Here is a 17,377-nt window from a genome sequence, read left to right on the forward strand (position 1 = left end):
GATGGTGCCGCAATGGCCTCCCCCGACACCGCGCTGCCGACCCTCGACGGTCTTCGACTGACCCACTGGCGCGCCGAGCTCCGCCCCGACGGCGTGATGGTGGTGGCGCTGGACCGCGCCGGCGAGTCGGTCAACGCGCTGTCGCAGGACGTGCTGATCGAACTGGATGGCGTGCTGGAGCGCCTGGCGATCGACCCGCCCAGGGGCGTGGTGTTCTGCTCGGCCAAGGACAGCGGCTTCATCGCCGGCGCCGATATCAAGGAGTTCCAGGGCCTCGACGCCACCGGCAACGTCGGCGGTGCGCTGCAGCGCGGGCAGCAGGTATTCCAGCGCCTGTCCGAACTGCCCTGCCCGACCGTCGCCGCGATCCACGGCTTCTGCATGGGCGGCGGCACCGAACTGGCGCTGGCCTGCGACTACCGCGTCGCCAGCAAGGACGGCTCGACCCGGATTGGCCTGCCCGAGGTGAAGCTCGGCATCTACCCGGGCTGGGGCGGCAGCGTGCGCCTGCCCAGGCTGATCGGTGCGCCCGCGGCGCTCGACATGATGCTGACCGGCCGCACGCTTTCGGCGTCGGCGGCGCGCGCCAACGGGCTGGTCGACAAGGTGGTCGAGAAGGCGGTGCTGGTCGACAGCGCCGCGTCGCTGGCGTTGAAGGGCCGGCAGCGGCCGTTCAAGCAGCGCTTCATGGGCTGGGCGACCAACACCTGGCCGGCGCGGCGGGTCATCGCGCCGATGACGCTCAAGCAGGTCGCGCGCAAGGCCCGCAAGGAGCACTACCCTGCGCCGTACGCGCTGATCGACACGTGGAAGAACACCGGCGGCGGCACCGCGCGCAAGCTCGCGGCCGAGCGCAGGTCGGTGGCGAAGCTGGCCTCGACCCCGACCGCGCGCAACCTGATCCGGGTGTTCTTCCTGCAGGAGCGGCTCAAGGGCGTGGCCGGCCGCGACCACGGCATCAACCGCGTGCACGTGGTCGGCGCCGGCGTGATGGGCGGGGACATCGCCGCGTGGTCCGCCTACAAGGGGTTCGAGGTCACCCTCAACGACCGCGAGCAGCGCTTCATCGACACCGCGATGAACCGCGCCGGCGAACTGTTCGCGAAGAAGGTGAAGGACGAAACCGGGCGCCCGGCGGTCGCGGCGCGGCTCAAGAGCGACCTCGCCGGCGACGGCGCCGCCAGCGCCGACCTGGTGATCGAGGCGATCATCGAGCGCGCCGACGCCAAGCGCGAGCTCTACGCCGCGGTCGAGCCGCGGATGAAGCCCGACGCGCTGCTGACCAGCAACACTTCGTCGATCCCGCTGACCGAGCTGCGCGAGGGCGTGCAGCGGCCGGCGCAGTTCGGCGGGCTGCACTACTTCAACCCGGTCGCGCTGATGCCGCTGGTGGAGATCGTCCGCCACGACGCGATGGGCGCCGACACCGAGGCACGGCTCGCGGCATTCTGCAAGGCGATCGGCAAGCTGCCGGTTCCAGTGGCGGGCACGCCGGGCTTCCTGGTCAACCGGGTGCTGTTCCCCTACATGCTGGAGGCGGTGACCGCGTATTCCGAGGGCATCCCCGGCAAGGCGATCGACCAGGCGGCGGTGAAGTTCGGCATGCCGATGGGGCCGATCGAACTGGTCGACACGGTCGGGCTGGACGTGGCGGCCGGCGTCGGCGCGGAGCTGTCGCCGTTCCTCGGCCTGCAGGTGCCGGCGGCGCTGGCCGGTGGCGCCGAGCCCGGCAAGCGCGGCAAGAAGGACGGCCAGGGCCTGTACAAGTGGGAGGAAGGCAAGCCGGTCAAGCCGGAGCTGCCGGAGCACTACAAGGCGCCGGACGACCTGCAGGACCGCCTGATCCTGCCGTTGCTCAACGAGGCGGTGGCCTGCCTGCACGACGGCGTGGTGGCCGATGCCGACCTGCTGGATGCCGGTGTGATCTTCGGCACCGGGTTCGCCCCGTTCCGCGGCGGCCCGATCCAGTACATCCGCGAGACCGGCGCCGACGCGCTGGTGGAGCGCCTGAGGCAGTTGCAGGCGCGCCACGGCGAGCGCTTTGCGCCGCGGCCGGGCTGGGACGCGCCGGCGCTGCGCTGAGCGCGTCGGTTACATCGTGTGGGTCGGGCGCTCGGCGTTGAGCAGGCCGGCCAGCAGCGCCTCGATCTTGCCCTTGACCGCCTCGCCCTCGGCGGTGTCGCCGAATTGCACGCCGATGCCGGCAGGGCGGTTGCCCTGCGCGCCGGCCGGCGTCACCCAGACCACCTTGCCCGCCACCGGCAGGCGCTCGCCGGACTCGGGCAGCGTCAGCAACAGGAACACCTCGTCGCCGAGGAAGTAGCGCTTGGGCGTCGGCACGAAGATGCCGCCGTGCTTGATGTACGGCATGTAGGCGTTGTACAGCGACGCCTTGTCCTTCACTGCCAGCGACAGGATGCCCTGGCGGGCGCCACCTGCATTCATGCGTCGATCCCCTGCCTCGTCGTTGCGTGTTTCGTTGCGTGCTTGCTTTCGCCGGCGCGCCAGGCCATCAGCAGTTCGACCACGACCAGGTCGGCGCGCACGGTGGTGCGCAGCAGGTCGCGTGCGCGGTTGGCGCGGTCGAACCACGCGGCCAGACTGCGCGCGCGCATGGGGTCGGTCAAGCGATTGGCCGCGGCCTCGACCGCCAGGTCGGCGGCGAAACGCAGGCGCAGGTCGGCGTGCTCGTCGGCGACCCAGCGTTGCGCGGTCGCGACCACCGCGAGCCGGCCGGCGGTGATGGCGTCGAGGTCCGCGCGCACTTCGCGGCGCAGCCCAAGCTCGCCGCCTTCGATCCAGCCGTGGGCCAGCCCCGGGTGGCCGCGGGCCGCATCCAGCGCATCGGTGGCGACGGCAGCGCCGTGGCCCTGCGCCTGCAGCCACGCCAGCGCCTGTTCGCGCGGTGGCAGCCGGAACTCGAACTTCTGGCAGCGGCTGCGGATGGTCGCCGGCAGGCGGCCGGGATAGGCGGTGACCAGCCAGAGGTAGCGGCCGGGCACGGGCTCCTCCAGCGTCTTGAGCAGCGCGTTGGCGGCCGACGGGTTGATCGCGTCCGCCGGGTCGATGATCGCGACCTGGGCGACGCCGTACTGCGGCGTCAGCGCGAGCTGTTCCGACAGCCGGCGGATCTGCTCGATCACGATCTCGGTGCGCAACTTCGTGCCGTCGCGGGTCGGGATGAACGACACCTTCTGGAAGTCGGGGTGCGAGCCGGCGTCCAGCAGCCGGCAGTCGCGGCACTGGCCGCAGGGCTCGCCGTCGCCGCGGCGGTCGGTGCACAGCACGCGGCGGGCAAGCCGTTCGGCCACGGCGATCTTGCCCAGCCGGGCCGGGCCCTGGAACATCAGGCCGTGGCCGAGTCGACCGGCATCAAGCGCGCCGGCCATCTGCTCGTAGACCGCCTGCTGCCACGGGGCGAACGCCGTGTTCACCGTGCGCCCCCGCGGTGCGCGTGCAGCAGCGCGACCGCCTCGGCCGCCACCGCATCGGCCGGCTGGCGCGCGTCGATCACGCGGATCCGGTCGGGCTCGGCGCGGGCGCGCTCCAGATAGGCCTCGCGCACGCGCTGGAAGAAGTCGTCGGCCTCGGACTCGATCCGGTCCACCCCGCCGCGGCCGCGTGCCCGCGCCAGGCCGATGTCGACCGGCACGTCCAGCAGCAGGGTCAGCCCGGGCCGGATGCCGACGACGTTGCGCTCGAGCTCGGCGATGAAACGCGGGTCGCCGCCACGCGCGGCACCCTGGTAGGCGAAACTGGCATCGGTGAAGCGGTCGCTGATCACCCACGCGCCGCGGGCGAGTGCGGGCTCGATGGTCCGGTGCACATGCTGGGCGCGCGCGGCGAACATCAGCAGCAGTTCGGTCCCCGGCGCCGGGACCTCGTGGCCGTTGGCGGCCGACGGAGTGTCCAGCAGCAACGCGCGGATCCGCTCGGCCAGCGGTGTGCCACCGGGTTCGCGGGTGCAGACCACCTCTTCGCCGGCGGCCTCGAGCGCGTCGCGCAGGGCGACCAGGACGGTCGACTTGCCCGCACCCTCGCCGCCCTCGAGCGTCACCAGCCGCGGCCGCACCTGCAGTGTCACTGCGCGTCCCGGGTGTTCTGGCGGTAGTTGCGCAGGTACTTGCGCACGTTGGCCTGGTGTTCGGCGAGGGTGTCGGCGAACAGGTGGCGGCCGCTGCCGTCGCCGATCGCGACGAAGTACAGAGCGCTGCCGTCCGCCGGGTTGGCGACCGCCTGCAGCGCGTCGACGCCGGGCATCGCGATCGGTGTCGGCGGCAGGCCGGCGCGGGTGTAGGTGTTGTACGGGGTGTCGGTGGTCAGGTGACTGCGGCGGATGTTGCCGTCGTAGTCCTCGCCGATGCCGTAGATCACGGTCGGGTCGGTCTGCAGGCGCATGCCGATCTTCAGCCGGCGCTCGAACAGGCCGGCGATCTGCGGCCGCTCGGCGGCGATGCCGGTCTCCTTCTCGACGATCGAGGCGAGGATCAGCATCTCGTACGGGGACTTGAGCTGGGTGTCCGGGTCGCGGTCTTCCCATGCGGCGGCAAGCGCGCGCGCGGAAGCGGCGTGGGCGCGGCGCAGCAGGTCGAGGTCGCTGTCGCCGCGGGTGTACAGGTAGGTCTCGGGCAGGAAGCGGCCCTCGGGGTGCTGGTCCGGGTGGCCGAGCGCCGCCATCAGGGCGTCGTTGTCGAGGTCGGCGGATTCGTGCTCCAGCGGGTCGGCCGCGGCCAGCGCGGCACGCAACTCGCGGATATTCCAGCCTTCGACGATGGTGAAGCGGTGCTGGATGGTGTCGCCCTCGCGCATCGCCACCAGCAGTTCGCGCGGGGTGGTGCCGGGGACCAGCGCGTACTCGCCGACGTGCAGGCTGGACGCCGCACCGAGCTGGCGGGCGAGCAGGCGCCACTCGGCCGCCTCGCCCTCGCGCACGCCGGCCTCGCGCAGCTTGCCGATCACGACCGGGAAGGAATCGCCGCGCTCGACCACGATGCTGTCGCCCTGCTCCAGCCCCGCCAGCGGCGCGTCGGCAAACGCCGTGTAGCGCTGCCACGCCCACCACGCGACCGCGCCGGCGGCGACCAGCAACAACACGAACAGCAGGCCGAAACGGCTCTTGCGGATACGGCTCACGGCATCTCCGGGGCAATCGGCGGGAACGCGGGATGGGCCCGGGCCAGGCGCTGCCGCCATTCCCGGACCTGCGGGTGGAGCGGCCAGCGGCGCTCGCCCAGTCGCGCGACCGGCAGGATACCGCGCACCGCATTGCTCAGTACGACGGCGTCCGCGGTTTCGACATCGGCCGGCGCCAGTCGACGCTGTTCGATGTCGAAATGATCGAGCAGCCAGCGGCGCGCGACGCCCGCCACGCCACAACGGTCGACCGGCGGGGTGCTCCAGCGCCCATCCGCCAGCACGAACAGGTTGGCGGCAGTCGCACCGACGACGTCGCCGTCGGTGCTGCACATGAGCCCGTCGTCGGCGGCCGGATCGACGGCGTCGGGAGCATCCCATTCGGCTCGGGCGAGGACCTGTTCGAGCCGGTTGCCATGCTTGATTCCGGCCAGCGCCGGCTGCAGCGCGAGGCGCGTCGTGCACCAGCGCAGGTGCAGGCCGGCGACCGGCGGCGCCGGCGGCAACGGATGGCGCGCGAGGATCCAGTTCGGCCGGGCATCTTTCGGCGGTGCGTAGCCCCGTCCGCCGACGCCGCGCGTGACCTGCAGGCGCAGCACCGCGTCGGCACCTTCGAGCAGTGCACAGGCCTGTTCGCGGACCCGTGCCTGCACCGGCAGCCGGATGCCGAGCCGCGCCGCGCCGAGTTGCAGGCGGTCCCAGTGCGCGTCCCACCACGGCACGTCGCCGCGGTGCGCGCGCATGGTCTCGAACAGGCTGTCACCGTAGGCCAGCCCGCGGTCGCCGGGCTCGATGCCGCGAAGTTCGCCCGCGTCGCCGAATACCCGCCAGTCCGATCCGCCCATGCGCCGCCGCCCGCTATTCGACGCCGAGCGCGCGCAGCATGCCGCGTGCCTTGGCGCGGGTCTCGTCGAGCTCGCGCTGCGGATCGGAGTCGGCGACGATGCCGGCGCCGGTGCGGAACCGCAGCGTGCTGCCGCCCGTAGCGTCGTCCTCTAGCTCGGCGCTGCGGATCAGGATGTTGAGATCGAGGTCGCCGTCGCGGTTGAGCCAGCCGAACGCACCGGTGTAGGCGCCGCGGCCGACGCCCTCCAGCTCGGCGATGACCTGCATGCAGCGCACCTTCGGACAGCCGGTGATGGTGCCACCGGGGAAGGTCGCACGGACCAGTTGGCCCGGCGTAACGCCGTCGCGCAACCGACCGCGCACGTTGCTGACGATGTGGTGGACGTGGGCGTAGCTCTCGACCGTCATCAACTCGTCGACCTCGACACTGCCGGGCACGCAGACGCGGCCGAGGTCGTTGCGCTCCAGGTCGATCAGCATCACGTGTTCGGCGCGCTCCTTGGGGTGGCCGACCAGCTCACCGATGCGGGCGCTGTCGTCGTCGCCCGGGGTGCGCGGGCGGGTGCCGGCGATCGGACGGGTCTCGACCAGGTCGCCGCGCACCGACACCAGCCGTTCGGGCGAGGCGCTGACGACCGCCCAGCCTTCACCGCCGCCGGAGAGCAGGCCGGCGAACGGCGCGGGGTTGTTCTCGCGCAACCGCTGGAACAGCGCGGCCGGCGGCAGCGGCTGGCGGAAATGCGCCTGCCACGCGCGGGAAAGATTGGCCTGGAACACGTCGCCGGCGACCAGGTAGTCCAGCACGCGGGCCACGCCGTCGGTGTAGCGCGCCGGCGGGTCCTCCTCGATCGCGGCGGGCGGTTGCCACGGCGGCAGCGGCGGCAGCCCCGCTTCGGCGGCGTCGCGTTGAATCGCGTCGAGCAACGTCGCATGTCCCGGCTCGGCGATCGCCGTGCACTCGCCGGTGGCGTGGTCGCGCAGCACCGCCGCCGGGCAACGGATCGCCAGCGCGACCGGCACGGAACCCGCGGCCGCCGGCAACTGCAGCACCCGCTCGACCTGTCCTGCGAGTTCGTACCCCAGCAGCAGCGCCCAGCCACCGCGGAACGGCCAGCGCGGTTCGTCGCGCGGCACCTGCAGCGCGCGCCACTCGCGGTCCAGCGCATCGAGGAAATCGCCGTCGACCACCTCGCCCGCGCCGTCACGGGTCAGGCCGTCGCGGCCCAACCGCAGCTCGCCGCCGTCGGCCACCAGCAGCAGGTCCCAGCGGCCCTGCGCGGTGCCGTGCGCGCTCGACTCCAGCAGCAGCCGATAGCGCGCCGGCGCGTGGCGTTGGAGGTCGAGCAGGTCGACCTGGGATGGGATCGGGCGCGTCAGCAACATGTCACGGTGCTTCCATCACGGGCGACGGCACGGCGCCACACGGGACGGCGCACTCCCGCCGGCGTGACGCGGGCGGGAGGCGCCGGCCTGTCAGAGGCGGCGGAACACCAGCGTGCCGTTGGTGCCGCCGAAGCCGAAGCCGTTGGACACCGCGACGTCGATCGTCTTCTCGCGCGCGGTGTTGGGCACGTAGTCGAGGTCGCAGCCATCGCCCGCCTCGTCGAGGTTGATCGTCGGCGGGATGATGCCGTGGTGCAGCGCCAGCACCGAGAAGATCGCCTCGGCGCCGCCGGCCGCGCCCAGCAGGTGGCCGGTCATCGACTTGGTCGAGCTGACCATCGTGCGGTAGGCGTGGTCGCCCAGCGCGCGCTTGATCGCCAGCGTCTCGGCGAGGTCGCCCAGCGGCGTGGAGGTGCCGTGCGCGTTGAGGTAGTCGACCTGGTCGGGGTTGATGCCGGCGTCGTTGAAGGCCATCGCCATGCAGCGCGCGGGGCCTTCGCCGTTCTCGCTCGGCGCGGTCATGTGGAAAGCGTCGGAGCTGGCGCCGAAGCCGGCCAGTTCGCAGTAGATGCGCGCGCCGCGGGCCTTCGCCCGCTCGTACTCCTCCAGCACGAGGATGCCGGCGCCGTCGCCGAGCACGAAGCCGTCGCGGTCCTTGTCCCACGGGCGGCTGGCGGCGGTCGGGTCGTCGTTGCGGGTCGACATCGCCTTCATTGCGCAGAAGCCGCCAACCGAGGTCGGCGAGGAACCGCGCTCGGCACCGCCGGCGATCATCACGTCGGCGTCGCCGTACTGGATCATGCGCATCGCCATGCCGATCGAATGGTTGGAGGTTGCGCAGGCCGACACGGCGGAGAAGTTCGGCCCCTTGATGCCGGTCAGCAGCGAGACCTGCCCGGGCAGCATGTTGATGATGGTGCTGGGCACGTAGAACGGCGAGATCTTGCGCGGGCCGCCCTCGGCGTATTTGACGGTCTGCTCCTCGATGCCGAGGATGCCGCCGATACCCGAGCCGATCAGCGCGCCGATGCGCTCGGCATTGGAGTCGTCGACCACCAGGCCGGCGTCCTCCATCGCCATCATCGAGGCGGCGACGCCGTAGTGGATGAAGGGGTCCATCTTGCGCGCGTCCTTGGCCGACACCCAGCGGGTGACGTCGAAGTCGCGCACCTCGCCGGCGATCCGCGTGGTGAAGCCGGTGGCGTCGAAATGCGTGAGCGGGCCGATGCCCGAGCGGCCGTTGACGATGCCGTCCCAGCTGCTGGCCAGGTCGTTGCCCAGCGGCGAGACGATGCCGAGGCCGGTCACCACCACGCGCCGGTTGAAGGCAGGACGATTGGTCATGGATGACTCCGCTTGCGGGCGCCTGCGGCCAGCGGCCGGCGGGGGCGCCTGGTTGTGTTCGATGGCGGCTTGCGTTCTATGCCGATCCGCCGGCGCCGGAAAGACGCAGGGCCGCACGATGCGGCCCCGGTCTGTGGCTCGGGGGCGACCGGCGACGCCGGGAAACCCCCGGTCGTCCGCGACGGCGCCCCGTCGGCAGGATTACGACTTGACGTGCGCCTTGACGTAGTCGATGGCCTGCTGGACCGAGGTGATCTTCTCCGCCTCTTCGTCCGGGATCTCGCACTCGAACTCTTCCTCGAGCGCCATCACCAGCTCGACCGTGTCGAGCGAGTCGGCGCCCAGGTCGTCGACGAAGGAGGCGTTGTTGGTGACTTCATCTTCCTTCACGCCCAGCTGCTCAACCACGATCTTCTTGACGCGCTCTTCGATGCTGCTCATTGCTGTTTACTCCTCCCGGACGGGATATTCGATGGAATAGTGTAGTGGAATCGGGCGACTTGCGAGTATCCGCAAAAGTCCTTTCGCCTCAGTAACCTGGGTCCTGCGCGGGGCCTTTCGGGGGCCTCACGCCATGTGCATGCCGCCGTTGACGTGGAGGGTCTCGCCGGTGATGTAGGCAGCCGACGGGCCGGCCAGGAACGCCACCGCGCGGGCGATGTCCGCCGGCTCGCCGAAACGGCCCAGCGCGATCTGGCCCAGCATCGCGTCCTTGGCGTCGCCGGGCAGCGAACGGGTCATGTCGGTGTCGATGAAGCCCGGCGCGACGACATTGACCGTCACCCCGCGCGAACCGATCTCCTTCGCCAGCGACTTGCTGAAGGCGATGATGCCGGCCTTGGCCGCGGCATAGTTGGCCTGTCCGGCATTACCGGTCACGCCGATCACCGAGGCGATGTTGACGATGCGGCCCTTGCGCGCCTTCATCATGTTGCGCATCACCGCCTTGGACGTGCGGTAGACGCTGGTCAGGTTGGTGTCGATGATCGCCTGCCAGTCCTCGTCCTTCATGCGCATCAGCAGGTTGTCGCGGGTGATGCCGGCGTTGTTGACGAGGATCGAGACCGCGCCGAATTCCTTGCCGATGCCGTCGATCAGCGCCTCGATCGAGGCGGGGTCGGCGACGTCGAGCACGCGGCCGTGACCGCCCTGCCCGGCCAGCCGCTCGCCGATCGCGGCGGCGCCGGACTCGGAGGTGGCGGTGCCGATGACGGTCGCGCCCTGGGCGGCGAGTTCGTCGGCGATCGCGGCGCCGATGCCGCGGCTGGCGCCGGTGACGAGGGCGATTTCGCCGCTGAGGGGCAAGTTGCTCATGTGGGTTTCCTTCCTGCGTTGCCAGGGGCGGCTTTGGCCGCGATCGGATGATTGGGTCGGGCGAACCGACTTCCAACCGCGACTGATGCCGTCCTACGGGTTCGTGGTTACTTCCAGTCGGCCAGCGCGGCGTCGAAGTCGGCCAAGGTGCCGATCGCACGCGCGTCGATCGACTTGTCGATGCGCTTGACCAGGCCGGCCAGCACCTTGCCCGGCCCGCATTCCGCGATCCGGCTGGCGCCACCGGCCACCAGCGCCTGCACGCAACCGGTCCACTGCACCGGCAGGTAGAGCTGCCGCACCAGCGCGTCGCGGATCGCGTCGGTGCCTTCGTGCACCCGGGCGTCGACGTTCTGCACCACCGGCAGCTCCGGCGCGGACCAGCGGATGTCGGCCATCGCGACGGCCAGCCTGTCGGCGGCTTCGCGCATCAGCGGGGTGTGCGACGGCACGCTGACGGCGAGCTTCACCGCCTTGCGCACGCCGCGCTCGGCCAGCGCGACCAGCGCCTTGTCGACCGCGGCGCAATGGCCGCCGATCACGATTTGCCCCGGCGAGTTGAAATTGGCCGGCACCACGACCTCGCGACCGGACGCCGCCTCGCAGACCTCGGCCACCAGCGCATCGTCCGCGCCCAGCACCGCCGCCATCGCGCCGGTACCGGCGGGTGCGGCGTCCTGCATCAGCTGGCCGCGCAGGCGCACCAGGCGCGCGGCGTCGGCCGGCGACAGCACGCCGGCGGCGACCAGCGCGCTGTATTCGCCGAGGCTGTGGCCGGCCAGTTGCGCCGGGCGAGTGCCACCGCGCTGTTGCCACGCGCGCCAGGTCGCGACCCCCGCGGCGAGCAGCGCCGGCTGGGTGAACTCGGTCTGGTTGAGGCGGTCCTCGGGACCCGACTGCGACAGCGTCCACAGGTCGGTGCCGGCGCCCTCGCTCGCCTCGGCGAACGTCTCGACGACCTGCGGGTGCGCCTGCGCCAGTTCGGCCAGCATGCCCAGCGACTGCGACCCCTGGCCGGGGAACACGAATGCGAGTTGGCGGTCGGTGCCCGGTCCGGTCATGCGGCGGCTCCAGCAAAAACAGCCCGTCATGATACGAGCGATTCGTCCCTGCCGTCTGTACCCGCCCGTACAGTGGCGACGGGCCCCATCCCGCCGGCGACCGGGCCTACAAAACGGAAACGCCCCCGGCGATGCGGGGGCGCTGGTCGTACCGGCGGCCGGCTCAGTAGCGCAGCAGCGCCGAGCCCCAGGTGAATCCGCCGCCGAAGGCCTCAAGCAGCACCAGCTGGCCACGCTGCACCTTGCCCGAGCGCACCGCCGCGTCCAGCGCCAGCGGCACCGAGCCCGACGACGTGTTGCCATGCTTGTCGACGGTGACGACCACGCGCTCCATCGGCATTTCCAGCCGCTTGGCGGTGGCCTCGATGATGCGCAGGTTGGCCTGGTGCGGGATCAGCCAGTCGATGTCGTGGCGACCGAGGCCGTTGGCTTCGAGCGCCTCCTCGACCACCGCGTCGAGCGCCTTGACCGCGTGCTTGAAGACCTCGTTGCCGGTCATCAGCACCTTGACCCCGGCGTTGTGCTCGCCCGGCTTGAAGCCCACCGAGACGCCGACCGGGTTCCACAGCAACTCCTTCTTGCCGCCGTCGGCGTGCATGTGGGTGCTGAGGATGCCGGTGTCGCCGTCGGCCTTGAGCACCACCGCGCCGGCACCGTCGCCGAACAGCACGCAGGTGCTGCGGTCGTTCCAGTCGAGCATGCGGGTAAGGGTTTCGGCGCCGACCACCAGTACCGTCTTCGCCGCGCCGGAACGGATGAACTTGTCGGCCACCGTCAGCGCGTAGATGAAGCCCGAGCAGGCCGCGTTGACGTCGAACGCCGGGCAGCCGTTGGCGCCGAGCCGGTGCTGCAACAAGCACGCGGTCGACGGGAAGATCAGGTCGGGGGTGGTGGTGCCGAGCACGATCAGGTCGAGCTCGGAGGCCGTGACGCCGGCGGCCTCCATCGCCCGGACCGCGGCGTGGTAGGCCAGGTCGCCGGTGGTCTCGCCCTCGGCGGCCACGTGGCGCTCGCGGATGCCGGTGCGCGCGGCGATCCATTCATCGCTGGTATCGACGATCTTCGACAGGTCGTCGTTGGTCAGCACTTTCTCCGGCAGGTAGCTGCCGGTACCCGCGATGCGGGAAAAAATACGCTCGGTCATTACCTCTCCCGCTGCGAACAGGGCGTTGCACGGACGCCAGCACGCTGGCGATGGAACTCGCCGCAGCCGGGGCACTCAGTGCGACGACCTTGCCGCGGCCACCGTCGATCCGACGGCAGCCGCGCACGCGGGAGCGCCCGCGTGGCGGCGGGCGCGTCGAAGCTTACTCTTCGTCGACGATCTTCGACTGGGTGTCGATCACCTTCTTGCCACGGTAGTAGCCGTCGGCGGTGACGTGGTGGCGCAGGTGGGTCTCGCCGGTGGTCGGGTCGGTCGCCAGCTGCTTGCTGGACAGCGAGTCGTGGGCGCGACGCATGCCACGCTTGGACGGGGAAACGCGGGACTTCTGGACAGCCATGGTGTTACTCCAGGGAAAACCGTGAAAACTTCGATTGCAGGACCTGCCGGATCAATCCTTCCGGCCGGGTTTGTTCTTCAATGTCGACAACGCCGCGAACGGGTTGGCGCGCTCAAGCTCCTCGGCGTCGGGCGCCCAGTCGCGCTCCATCGCCTCAGTGCCGGGCTTCACCGGCACTACCGGCACCGCCAGGATCAGCTCGTCCTCGACCAGCCCGACCGGCTGCAGCATGCCGTCGGCCGGCACCAGCAGCGCCTCGTAGCCCGGCGGCAACGCGGCTTCGTCGGCCTCGTCGCGGATCAGGCCCAGGCGCTGGTCGATCTCGACCGGGAGCACGAACCGGTCCAGGGTGCGCTGGCATTGCAGCGGCAACCCGGCGCGGGCCCGGAGCTCCACGTACGGCACCTGCAGCTCGTCGGTGCCGAAGTCGAGTGAAAACACCACCTCGCCCTCGGCGTCCACGAGGCTGTCGCGAAGGCGCGCCAGCGACGCCAGGGGCACCCGGCCCTCGACGCCACGTCGCGCCGCCACCATGCGCCAGGCATCCAGGACTTCGGGCACCGGCACTTTGGGCGCGTCAGCAGACATAAGCCGCGGAATGTTAAGGACGAGGCGCCCTACTGTCAAACCGCCCGACGCCTTGCCTCGCCTGTCCTGAACAGGGTTTGGCGCGGCTGCGGCGCGCCGGTGCGCGGCGGTTCCGGCGCAGCCGATTTGCCGCCTCGCGGCGCGGGGCGGCAGACTGGCGCGGTTCGTCGGGCTGCAGGGGGCCATCGTTGCGTGAACGCTGCTGAAATCATCACCTTGGTGCTACTGGCGATCGCGGCCGCCGCGCTGCTGGCGATCACCGCGCAGCGCCGCCGGACCGCCCGGCGCCAGCGCGCGACCCGCCGGTTGCTGGATTCGGCCGACGTGCTGGAGGCCCGCCTGCGTACCGCGCGTTCGGAAATCGAGGCGGTCGCCGGCGAGCACATCGACGACCCGGTGCAGGAGGCGATGCGCGAAATGCTGCGCCAGCGCCTGTGGCTGCGCGAACACGGCGAGTACGCCAGCGTGGCCGAGCTGGAGCAGGTCCGCCAGTCGATCGACCAGGCTCGCGCCCGGATCGAGACCCAGCTCGGACGGATCGAGCGCGCCCGGGCGCCGGTGGCCTGATGGCGGCGCGGCTGGTCCTCGCGTCCACCTCGCCCTACCGGCGCGAGCTGCTCGCCCGGCTCGGGATCGCCTTCGACACGGCGCGGCCGGAAGTCGACGAGACCCCGCTGCCCGGCGAATCCCCGACCGACCTCGCCTGCCGGCTGGCGGTCGCCAAGGCCGCGGCCGTCGCTGCCGGCGGCGATGCCTGGGTGATCGGCTCCGACCAGGTCGCCGAACTCGACGGCCGCGCGCTGGGCAAGCCCGGCAGCCGCGAGCGCGCGATCGGGCAGCTGCAGTCGATGTCGGGGCGCGCGGTGGAGTTCAGGACCGGCGTCTGCGTGGCCGGTGGCGACGGCGTGCCGCGGTTCTCCCTCGACACCACGGTGGTGCGCTTCCGCACCCTGGGCGACGACGAGATCGCCCGTTACGTCGACGCCGAGCAGCCGTTCGACTGCGCCGGCAGCTTCAAGTCCGAGGGGCTGGGCATCACCCTGTTCGAGGCGATCGAGACCCGCGACCCGACCGCGCTGGTCGGGCTGCCGCTGATCGAAACCGCCCGCCTGCTGCGTGCCGCGGGCTTCACCCTGCCCTGACCGGCGCAGCCGCGCCGCGGGGCGTTAGCGGATCTCCACCGGCTGCTCGGGCCAAGCTTCGACGCTGCCATCGGCGCCGTGCAGGCGCAGTCCGAGCCAGTGCGTGCCGGACGCGACATCACCGGCGTCGACACTCGCCTCGAAGCCCACCCGCGGGTGGTTGGGATCGGTGGAGATGCGCCAGTAGCCGGCCGTGCCGGGGCTGTCGAGGCCGTAGCGCGCGGTGGCGACGACCTCGCCATCCAGCGTGACCTCGACCCGCTCGATCCCCACCCCGTCCTTGAACGCCCAGCCGCGCACGTCAAAGCTGCGACCGACTTCCGCACCCGACACCGGCGCGTCGATCCACGCCATGCCCGGCGCGGTGCAGGCGCCACCGGTCGAGTGCGGCGGCAGCATGCGGAACAGCAGGAAGCGCTGGCGGCCGTGGTCGACGTTCACCGCCTGCGGCGCCGGCAGCGGGCCGGCCATCCCGCACAGGTGGTGGTAGCGGGCCAGCAGGTCCTTGTACGGCACGTCGCTCGGGCTGGTCACCAGCAGCACCGGCGCGTCGCCCCAGTCGTCGGCGCCACGGCTCCAGAGGTTCCACAACCGCAGTTGCGGGGCGCGGCCGTGCTTGCGATTGAGCGGGTGGTCGAGCACGGCGATGCGCGGCTCGCCGAGTGCGAAGCCCAGCTCGGCGCCGAGCTTGAAGCTGCCGGCGACGATGCGGGTGTCCTCGGGCATGTCCGCACGGGCCAGGCGGACCGCGTCGGCCAGTTCGCCCCAGCCGGCGAAGTTGGACGGGTACCACTTCTGCGCGGCGGTGCGGGCGCGCAGGTCGGGGATCGACACCGCGGTGTAGTAGCCCAGCATCGCCACCAGCCCGGCCGCCGCCAGCGCCCAGGTGGCGCGGCGCAGCCATGTCGGCCACGCGGCGAGCAGCGCCGGCAGCAGCGGCAGCAGCGCGAGGTAGCCCGGCAGCGGCCAGTGGAAGCTCACCCGCTCGGTGTCGGCGAAGAAGCCCAGCACGAAGAACCCCAGCACCACCAGCCCGCCCAGCAGGGCGAAGTAGCGCGACGAGGGATGCGCGCTGCGGTTGCCGCGCCAGCCCGCCAGCATCAGCGCGGCGAACAGCAGCGGCGTCACCAGCAGCGCCTGCACCGCGATGAACCACAGGCCTTCGATGTGGAACGCCCACGGGTGCCGGTCGACCAGTTGGAAGCGCAGGCCGGCCTCGGCGTTGTCGAAGTTCCACGCCACCAGCGGCGTCCACGCCGCGGCGCCGATCGCGATGGCGGTCCACACGCGGGCGTCGCGCAGGGTCTTGCGGCCGTCGCGCAGCAGCAGCAGCGCGACCAGCCCGACGCCGATCACCGCGATGAAGCGGTAATGGCTGAGCGCGCCGATCGACAGGCCCAGCGCGAGCTCCAGCGCCGCGGCGGCGGTGACGTGGCGCAGCAGCCGCGCGCCGGCATCGACGCACAGCAGGGTGGCCACCGCCATCGCCGCGTCGGGCAGCGCCAGCAGCCCGAGGGTGCCCGCCAGCGGCAGCAGCAGGGCGAAGCTGCCCGCCGTCCAGCCGTATTCGCGGCCGTACTCGCGCGCGGTGATGCGCACCACCAGCAGCGGCACCAGCGCCGCCAGCAGCAGGAACGGCAGCCGCAGCCCCAGCGCGGTATCGCCGCCGAGCGTTACGCCCAGCCGCGCCAGCCACGCGGTCAGCCCGGGCAGGTCCGAGTAGGCCGGCGCCAGGTGCTGGCCTTCGAGCCAGTAGAACGCCTCGTCGACGAACAGCGGCAGCCGCGCGGCGACCAGCAGCTTGAGCGCGAACACGCCGGCGAACAGCGACCAGAACACGGTCCGCGCACGGTGGCTGTCACGCTGGAGGTTGTCCCGGTCTGGCGGGTCGGCGGTGAACGTCCCGTGCGAAGGCTGCGACGGGGCATGGACTTGCGGCATCGACGAATGACCTCGGTAGACTCGGGCGGCAGGCCGCCACTTGAACGGTTTCCGCGCGGATGCCCGCGACGGCGGCGTCGTCACGGTTCGACCGGTGACGGCGACGGGGGTTCAGGGGATGGCGGCACAACGACTTCCGGAGAGCTCGAATGGCGACACCACCACCGGCACCCCGCGATTCGGCGAGCATCCTACCCGAGCACCTGCGCGGCGCCCTTGACCGCGCGCAGACACAGGTCAACGCGCTGGTGCTGGGCAAGCCCCACGAAGTGCGGCTGGCCTTCGTGGCGCTGCTGTCGGACGGCCACCTGCTGATCGAGGACCTGCCCGGGCTGGGCAAGACCACCCTCGCCCACGCGCTGGCGGCGACGCTGGGGCTGGAGTTCCAGCGCGTGCAGTTCACCTCCGACCTGCTGCCGGCCGACGTGGTCGGCGTGTCGGTGTTCGACCCGCAGGCGCGGCGCTTCGAGTTCCACCCCGGCCCGGTGTTCACCCAGGTGCTGCTGGCCGACGAGATCAACCGCGCGCCGCCGCGCACCCAGAGCGCGCTGCTGGAGGCGATGGCCGAGCACCAGGTGACGGTCGACGGCACCAGCCACGCGCTGCCGGCACCGTTCTTCGTGATCGCGACCCAGAACCCGGTCGACCTGTCGGGCACCTACCCGCTGCCGGACTCGCAGCTGGACCGCTTCCTGCTGCGGCTGGCGCTGGGCTACCCGTCGGGCGAAGCCGAGCGCGCCCTGCTGGCCGGCGAGGACCGCCGCGCGATGATCGCGCAGGTACGCCCGCTGCTGACGGTCGACGACGTGCTGGCCGCGCGCGAGGCGGTCAAGGCCGTGCACGCCAGCGAATCGCTGGTCGCCTACGTGCAGGCGCTGCTGGAACGCAGCCGCCGGCACCCGGGCGTGCGGGTCGGGCTGTCGCCGCGCGCGGGGCTGGCGCTGCTGCGGGCGGCGCGGGCCTACGCGCTGCTGCTCGGCCGCGGCCACGTGCGGCCGGACGACGTGCAGGCGCTGTTCTCGGCGGTGGCCGCGCACCGGCTGGTGGCCGAGGCCGACGCCGGCAGTGACGAGGCGCTGGCCAAGGCGATCCTCCACGCGGTGCCGGTGGACTGACCGGTGGC

18 protein-coding genes are annotated in these 17,377 nt (G+C 71.8%); 4 read left to right on the top strand and 14 right to left on the bottom strand.

Annotated elements, in window-relative coordinates:
• The first annotated feature begins 12 nt into the window (after positions 1 to 12).
• The gene (locus N799_RS01785) at positions 13 to 2,082 is read left to right on the top strand and encodes a 3-hydroxyacyl-CoA dehydrogenase NAD-binding domain-containing protein (protein ID WP_036207003.1); all 2,070 of its coding nucleotides are present in this window, start codon (positions 13 to 15) and stop codon (positions 2,080 to 2,082) included.
• 9 nt (positions 2,083 to 2,091) lie between these two features.
• On the opposite strand, the gene N799_RS01790 is transcribed toward N799_RS01785, so the two are convergent.
• From N799_RS01790 to N799_RS01850, 13 genes are all read right to left on the bottom strand, one after another.
• Positions 2,092 to 2,445, bottom strand: a complete 354-nt coding sequence (locus tag N799_RS01790; RefSeq protein ID WP_036207007.1) for a PilZ domain-containing protein — start codon at positions 2,443 to 2,445, stop codon at positions 2,092 to 2,094.
• A complete protein-coding gene (locus N799_RS01795) occupies positions 2,442 to 3,434 on the bottom strand; it encodes a DNA polymerase III subunit delta' (RefSeq protein WP_036207010.1) in 993 nt (330 codons plus the stop codon). The genes N799_RS01790 and N799_RS01795 overlap by 4 nt, the downstream gene beginning before the upstream one ends.
• A complete protein-coding gene (tmk, locus tag N799_RS01800) occupies positions 3,431 to 4,084 on the bottom strand; it encodes a dTMP kinase (RefSeq protein ID WP_036207013.1) in 654 nt (217 codons plus the stop codon). The genes N799_RS01795 and tmk overlap by 4 nt, the downstream gene beginning before the upstream one ends.
• Positions 4,081 to 5,133 carry an endolytic transglycosylase MltG gene (gene mltG / locus N799_RS01805; protein WP_036207016.1) on the bottom strand — a complete coding sequence of 351 codons (1,053 nt, stop codon included), beginning with the start codon at positions 5,131 to 5,133 and terminating at the stop codon, positions 4,081 to 4,083. The genes tmk and mltG overlap by 4 nt, the downstream gene beginning before the upstream one ends.
• On the bottom strand, positions 5,130 to 5,978 hold the full coding sequence (gene pabC, locus N799_RS01810; protein WP_052100978.1) for an aminodeoxychorismate lyase: 849 nt from the start codon (positions 5,976 to 5,978) through the stop codon (positions 5,130 to 5,132). Before pabC ends, mltG begins: the two co-directional genes overlap by 4 nt.
• 13 nt (positions 5,979 to 5,991) lie before the next feature.
• Complete coding sequence (locus tag N799_RS01815) at positions 5,992 to 7,362, bottom strand: aminodeoxychorismate synthase component I (protein ID WP_036207018.1); 1,371 nt, start codon at positions 7,360 to 7,362, stop codon at positions 5,992 to 5,994.
• Between the two features lie 90 nt (positions 7,363 to 7,452).
• On the bottom strand, positions 7,453 to 8,706 hold the full coding sequence (gene fabF, locus N799_RS01820; protein WP_036207020.1) for a beta-ketoacyl-ACP synthase II: 1,254 nt from the start codon (positions 8,704 to 8,706) through the stop codon (positions 7,453 to 7,455).
• Between the two features lie 201 nt (positions 8,707 to 8,907).
• A complete protein-coding gene (gene acpP, locus N799_RS01825) occupies positions 8,908 to 9,147 on the bottom strand; it encodes an acyl carrier protein (RefSeq protein WP_036111977.1) in 240 nt (79 codons plus the stop codon).
• Positions 9,148 to 9,273: 126 nt separating this feature from the next.
• Positions 9,274 to 10,020, bottom strand: a complete 747-nt coding sequence (gene fabG / locus N799_RS01830) for a 3-oxoacyl-ACP reductase FabG (RefSeq protein WP_036207023.1) — start codon at positions 10,018 to 10,020, stop codon at positions 9,274 to 9,276.
• A 107-nt stretch (positions 10,021 to 10,127) separates the two neighbouring features.
• Positions 10,128 to 11,081 carry an ACP S-malonyltransferase gene (fabD, locus tag N799_RS01835; RefSeq protein ID WP_036207025.1) on the bottom strand — a complete coding sequence of 318 codons (954 nt, stop codon included), beginning with the start codon at positions 11,079 to 11,081 and terminating at the stop codon, positions 10,128 to 10,130.
• A gap of 163 nt (positions 11,082 to 11,244) precedes the next feature.
• Entirely contained in the window at positions 11,245 to 12,225 is a 981-nt protein-coding gene (locus N799_RS01840) for a beta-ketoacyl-ACP synthase III (protein WP_036207026.1), read from the bottom strand.
• Between the two features lie 163 nt (positions 12,226 to 12,388).
• Positions 12,389 to 12,583 carry a 50S ribosomal protein L32 gene (gene rpmF / locus N799_RS01845; protein WP_036207027.1) on the bottom strand — a complete coding sequence of 65 codons (195 nt, stop codon included), beginning with the start codon at positions 12,581 to 12,583 and terminating at the stop codon, positions 12,389 to 12,391.
• Between the two features lie 51 nt (positions 12,584 to 12,634).
• The gene (locus tag N799_RS01850) at positions 12,635 to 13,171 is read right to left on the bottom strand and encodes a YceD family protein (RefSeq protein ID WP_036207029.1); all 537 of its coding nucleotides are present in this window, start codon (positions 13,169 to 13,171) and stop codon (positions 12,635 to 12,637) included.
• A 192-nt stretch (positions 13,172 to 13,363) separates the two neighbouring features.
• On the opposite strand from N799_RS01850, the gene N799_RS01855 reads away from it, so the two are divergent.
• Both N799_RS01855 and N799_RS01860 read left to right on the top strand, forming a co-directional pair.
• On the top strand, positions 13,364 to 13,738 hold the full coding sequence (locus tag N799_RS01855; RefSeq protein ID WP_152597780.1) for a hypothetical protein: 375 nt from the start codon (positions 13,364 to 13,366) through the stop codon (positions 13,736 to 13,738).
• Entirely contained in the window at positions 13,738 to 14,313 is a 576-nt protein-coding gene (locus N799_RS01860) for a Maf family protein (RefSeq protein ID WP_036207032.1), read from the top strand. Before N799_RS01855 ends, N799_RS01860 begins: the two co-directional genes overlap by 1 nt.
• Before the next feature lie 24 nt (positions 14,314 to 14,337).
• Here the strand turns inward: N799_RS01860 and N799_RS01865 are convergent, their stop codons facing one another.
• Positions 14,338 to 16,254: a glycosyltransferase family 39 protein gene (locus tag N799_RS01865; RefSeq protein WP_081974644.1), complete on the bottom strand. Its 1,917-nt coding sequence runs from the start codon at positions 16,252 to 16,254 to the stop codon at positions 14,338 to 14,340.
• Positions 16,255 to 16,403: 149 nt separating this feature from the next.
• Between N799_RS01865 and N799_RS01870 the strand changes: the two genes are divergently transcribed.
• A complete protein-coding gene (locus N799_RS01870; protein WP_052100982.1) occupies positions 16,404 to 17,369 on the top strand; it encodes an AAA family ATPase in 966 nt (321 codons plus the stop codon).
• Positions 17,370 to 17,377: the final 8 nt, after the last annotated feature.

The sequence above is a fragment of the Lysobacter arseniciresistens ZS79 genome (genome assembly GCF_000768335.1).
GTDB classification, from domain to species: Bacteria; Pseudomonadota; Gammaproteobacteria; order Xanthomonadales; family Xanthomonadaceae; genus Novilysobacter; species Novilysobacter arseniciresistens.

Coding starts and splice junctions, on each gene's coding strand:
- fabF (WP_036207020.1), bottom strand. CDS start 8,706: ATGACCAATCGTCCTGCCTTCAACCGGCGCGTGGTGGTGACCGGCCTC.
- N799_RS01785 (WP_036207003.1), top strand. CDS start 13: ATGGCCTCCCCCGACACCGCGCTGCCGACCCTCGACGGTCTTCGACTG.
- pabC (WP_052100978.1), bottom strand. CDS start 5,978: ATGGGCGGATCGGACTGGCGGGTATTCGGCGACGCGGGCGAACTTCGC.
- N799_RS01815 (WP_036207018.1), bottom strand. CDS start 7,362: ATGTTGCTGACGCGCCCGATCCCATCCCAGGTCGACCTGCTCGACCTC.
- N799_RS01865 (WP_081974644.1), bottom strand. CDS start 16,254: ATGCCGCAAGTCCATGCCCCGTCGCAGCCTTCGCACGGGACGTTCACC.
- rpmF (WP_036207027.1), bottom strand. CDS start 12,583: ATGGCTGTCCAGAAGTCCCGCGTTTCCCCGTCCAAGCGTGGCATGCGT.
- N799_RS01860 (WP_036207032.1), top strand. CDS start 13,738: ATGGCGGCGCGGCTGGTCCTCGCGTCCACCTCGCCCTACCGGCGCGAG.
- N799_RS01790 (WP_036207007.1), bottom strand. CDS start 2,445: ATGAATGCAGGTGGCGCCCGCCAGGGCATCCTGTCGCTGGCAGTGAAG.
- acpP (WP_036111977.1), bottom strand. CDS start 9,147: ATGAGCAGCATCGAAGAGCGCGTCAAGAAGATCGTGGTTGAGCAGCTG.
- N799_RS01850 (WP_036207029.1), bottom strand. CDS start 13,171: ATGTCTGCTGACGCGCCCAAAGTGCCGGTGCCCGAAGTCCTGGATGCC.
- N799_RS01840 (WP_036207026.1), bottom strand. CDS start 12,225: ATGACCGAGCGTATTTTTTCCCGCATCGCGGGTACCGGCAGCTACCTG.
- fabD (WP_036207025.1), bottom strand. CDS start 11,081: ATGACCGGACCGGGCACCGACCGCCAACTCGCATTCGTGTTCCCCGGC.
- N799_RS01870 (WP_052100982.1), top strand. CDS start 16,404: ATGGCGACACCACCACCGGCACCCCGCGATTCGGCGAGCATCCTACCC.
- fabG (WP_036207023.1), bottom strand. CDS start 10,020: ATGAGCAACTTGCCCCTCAGCGGCGAAATCGCCCTCGTCACCGGCGCC.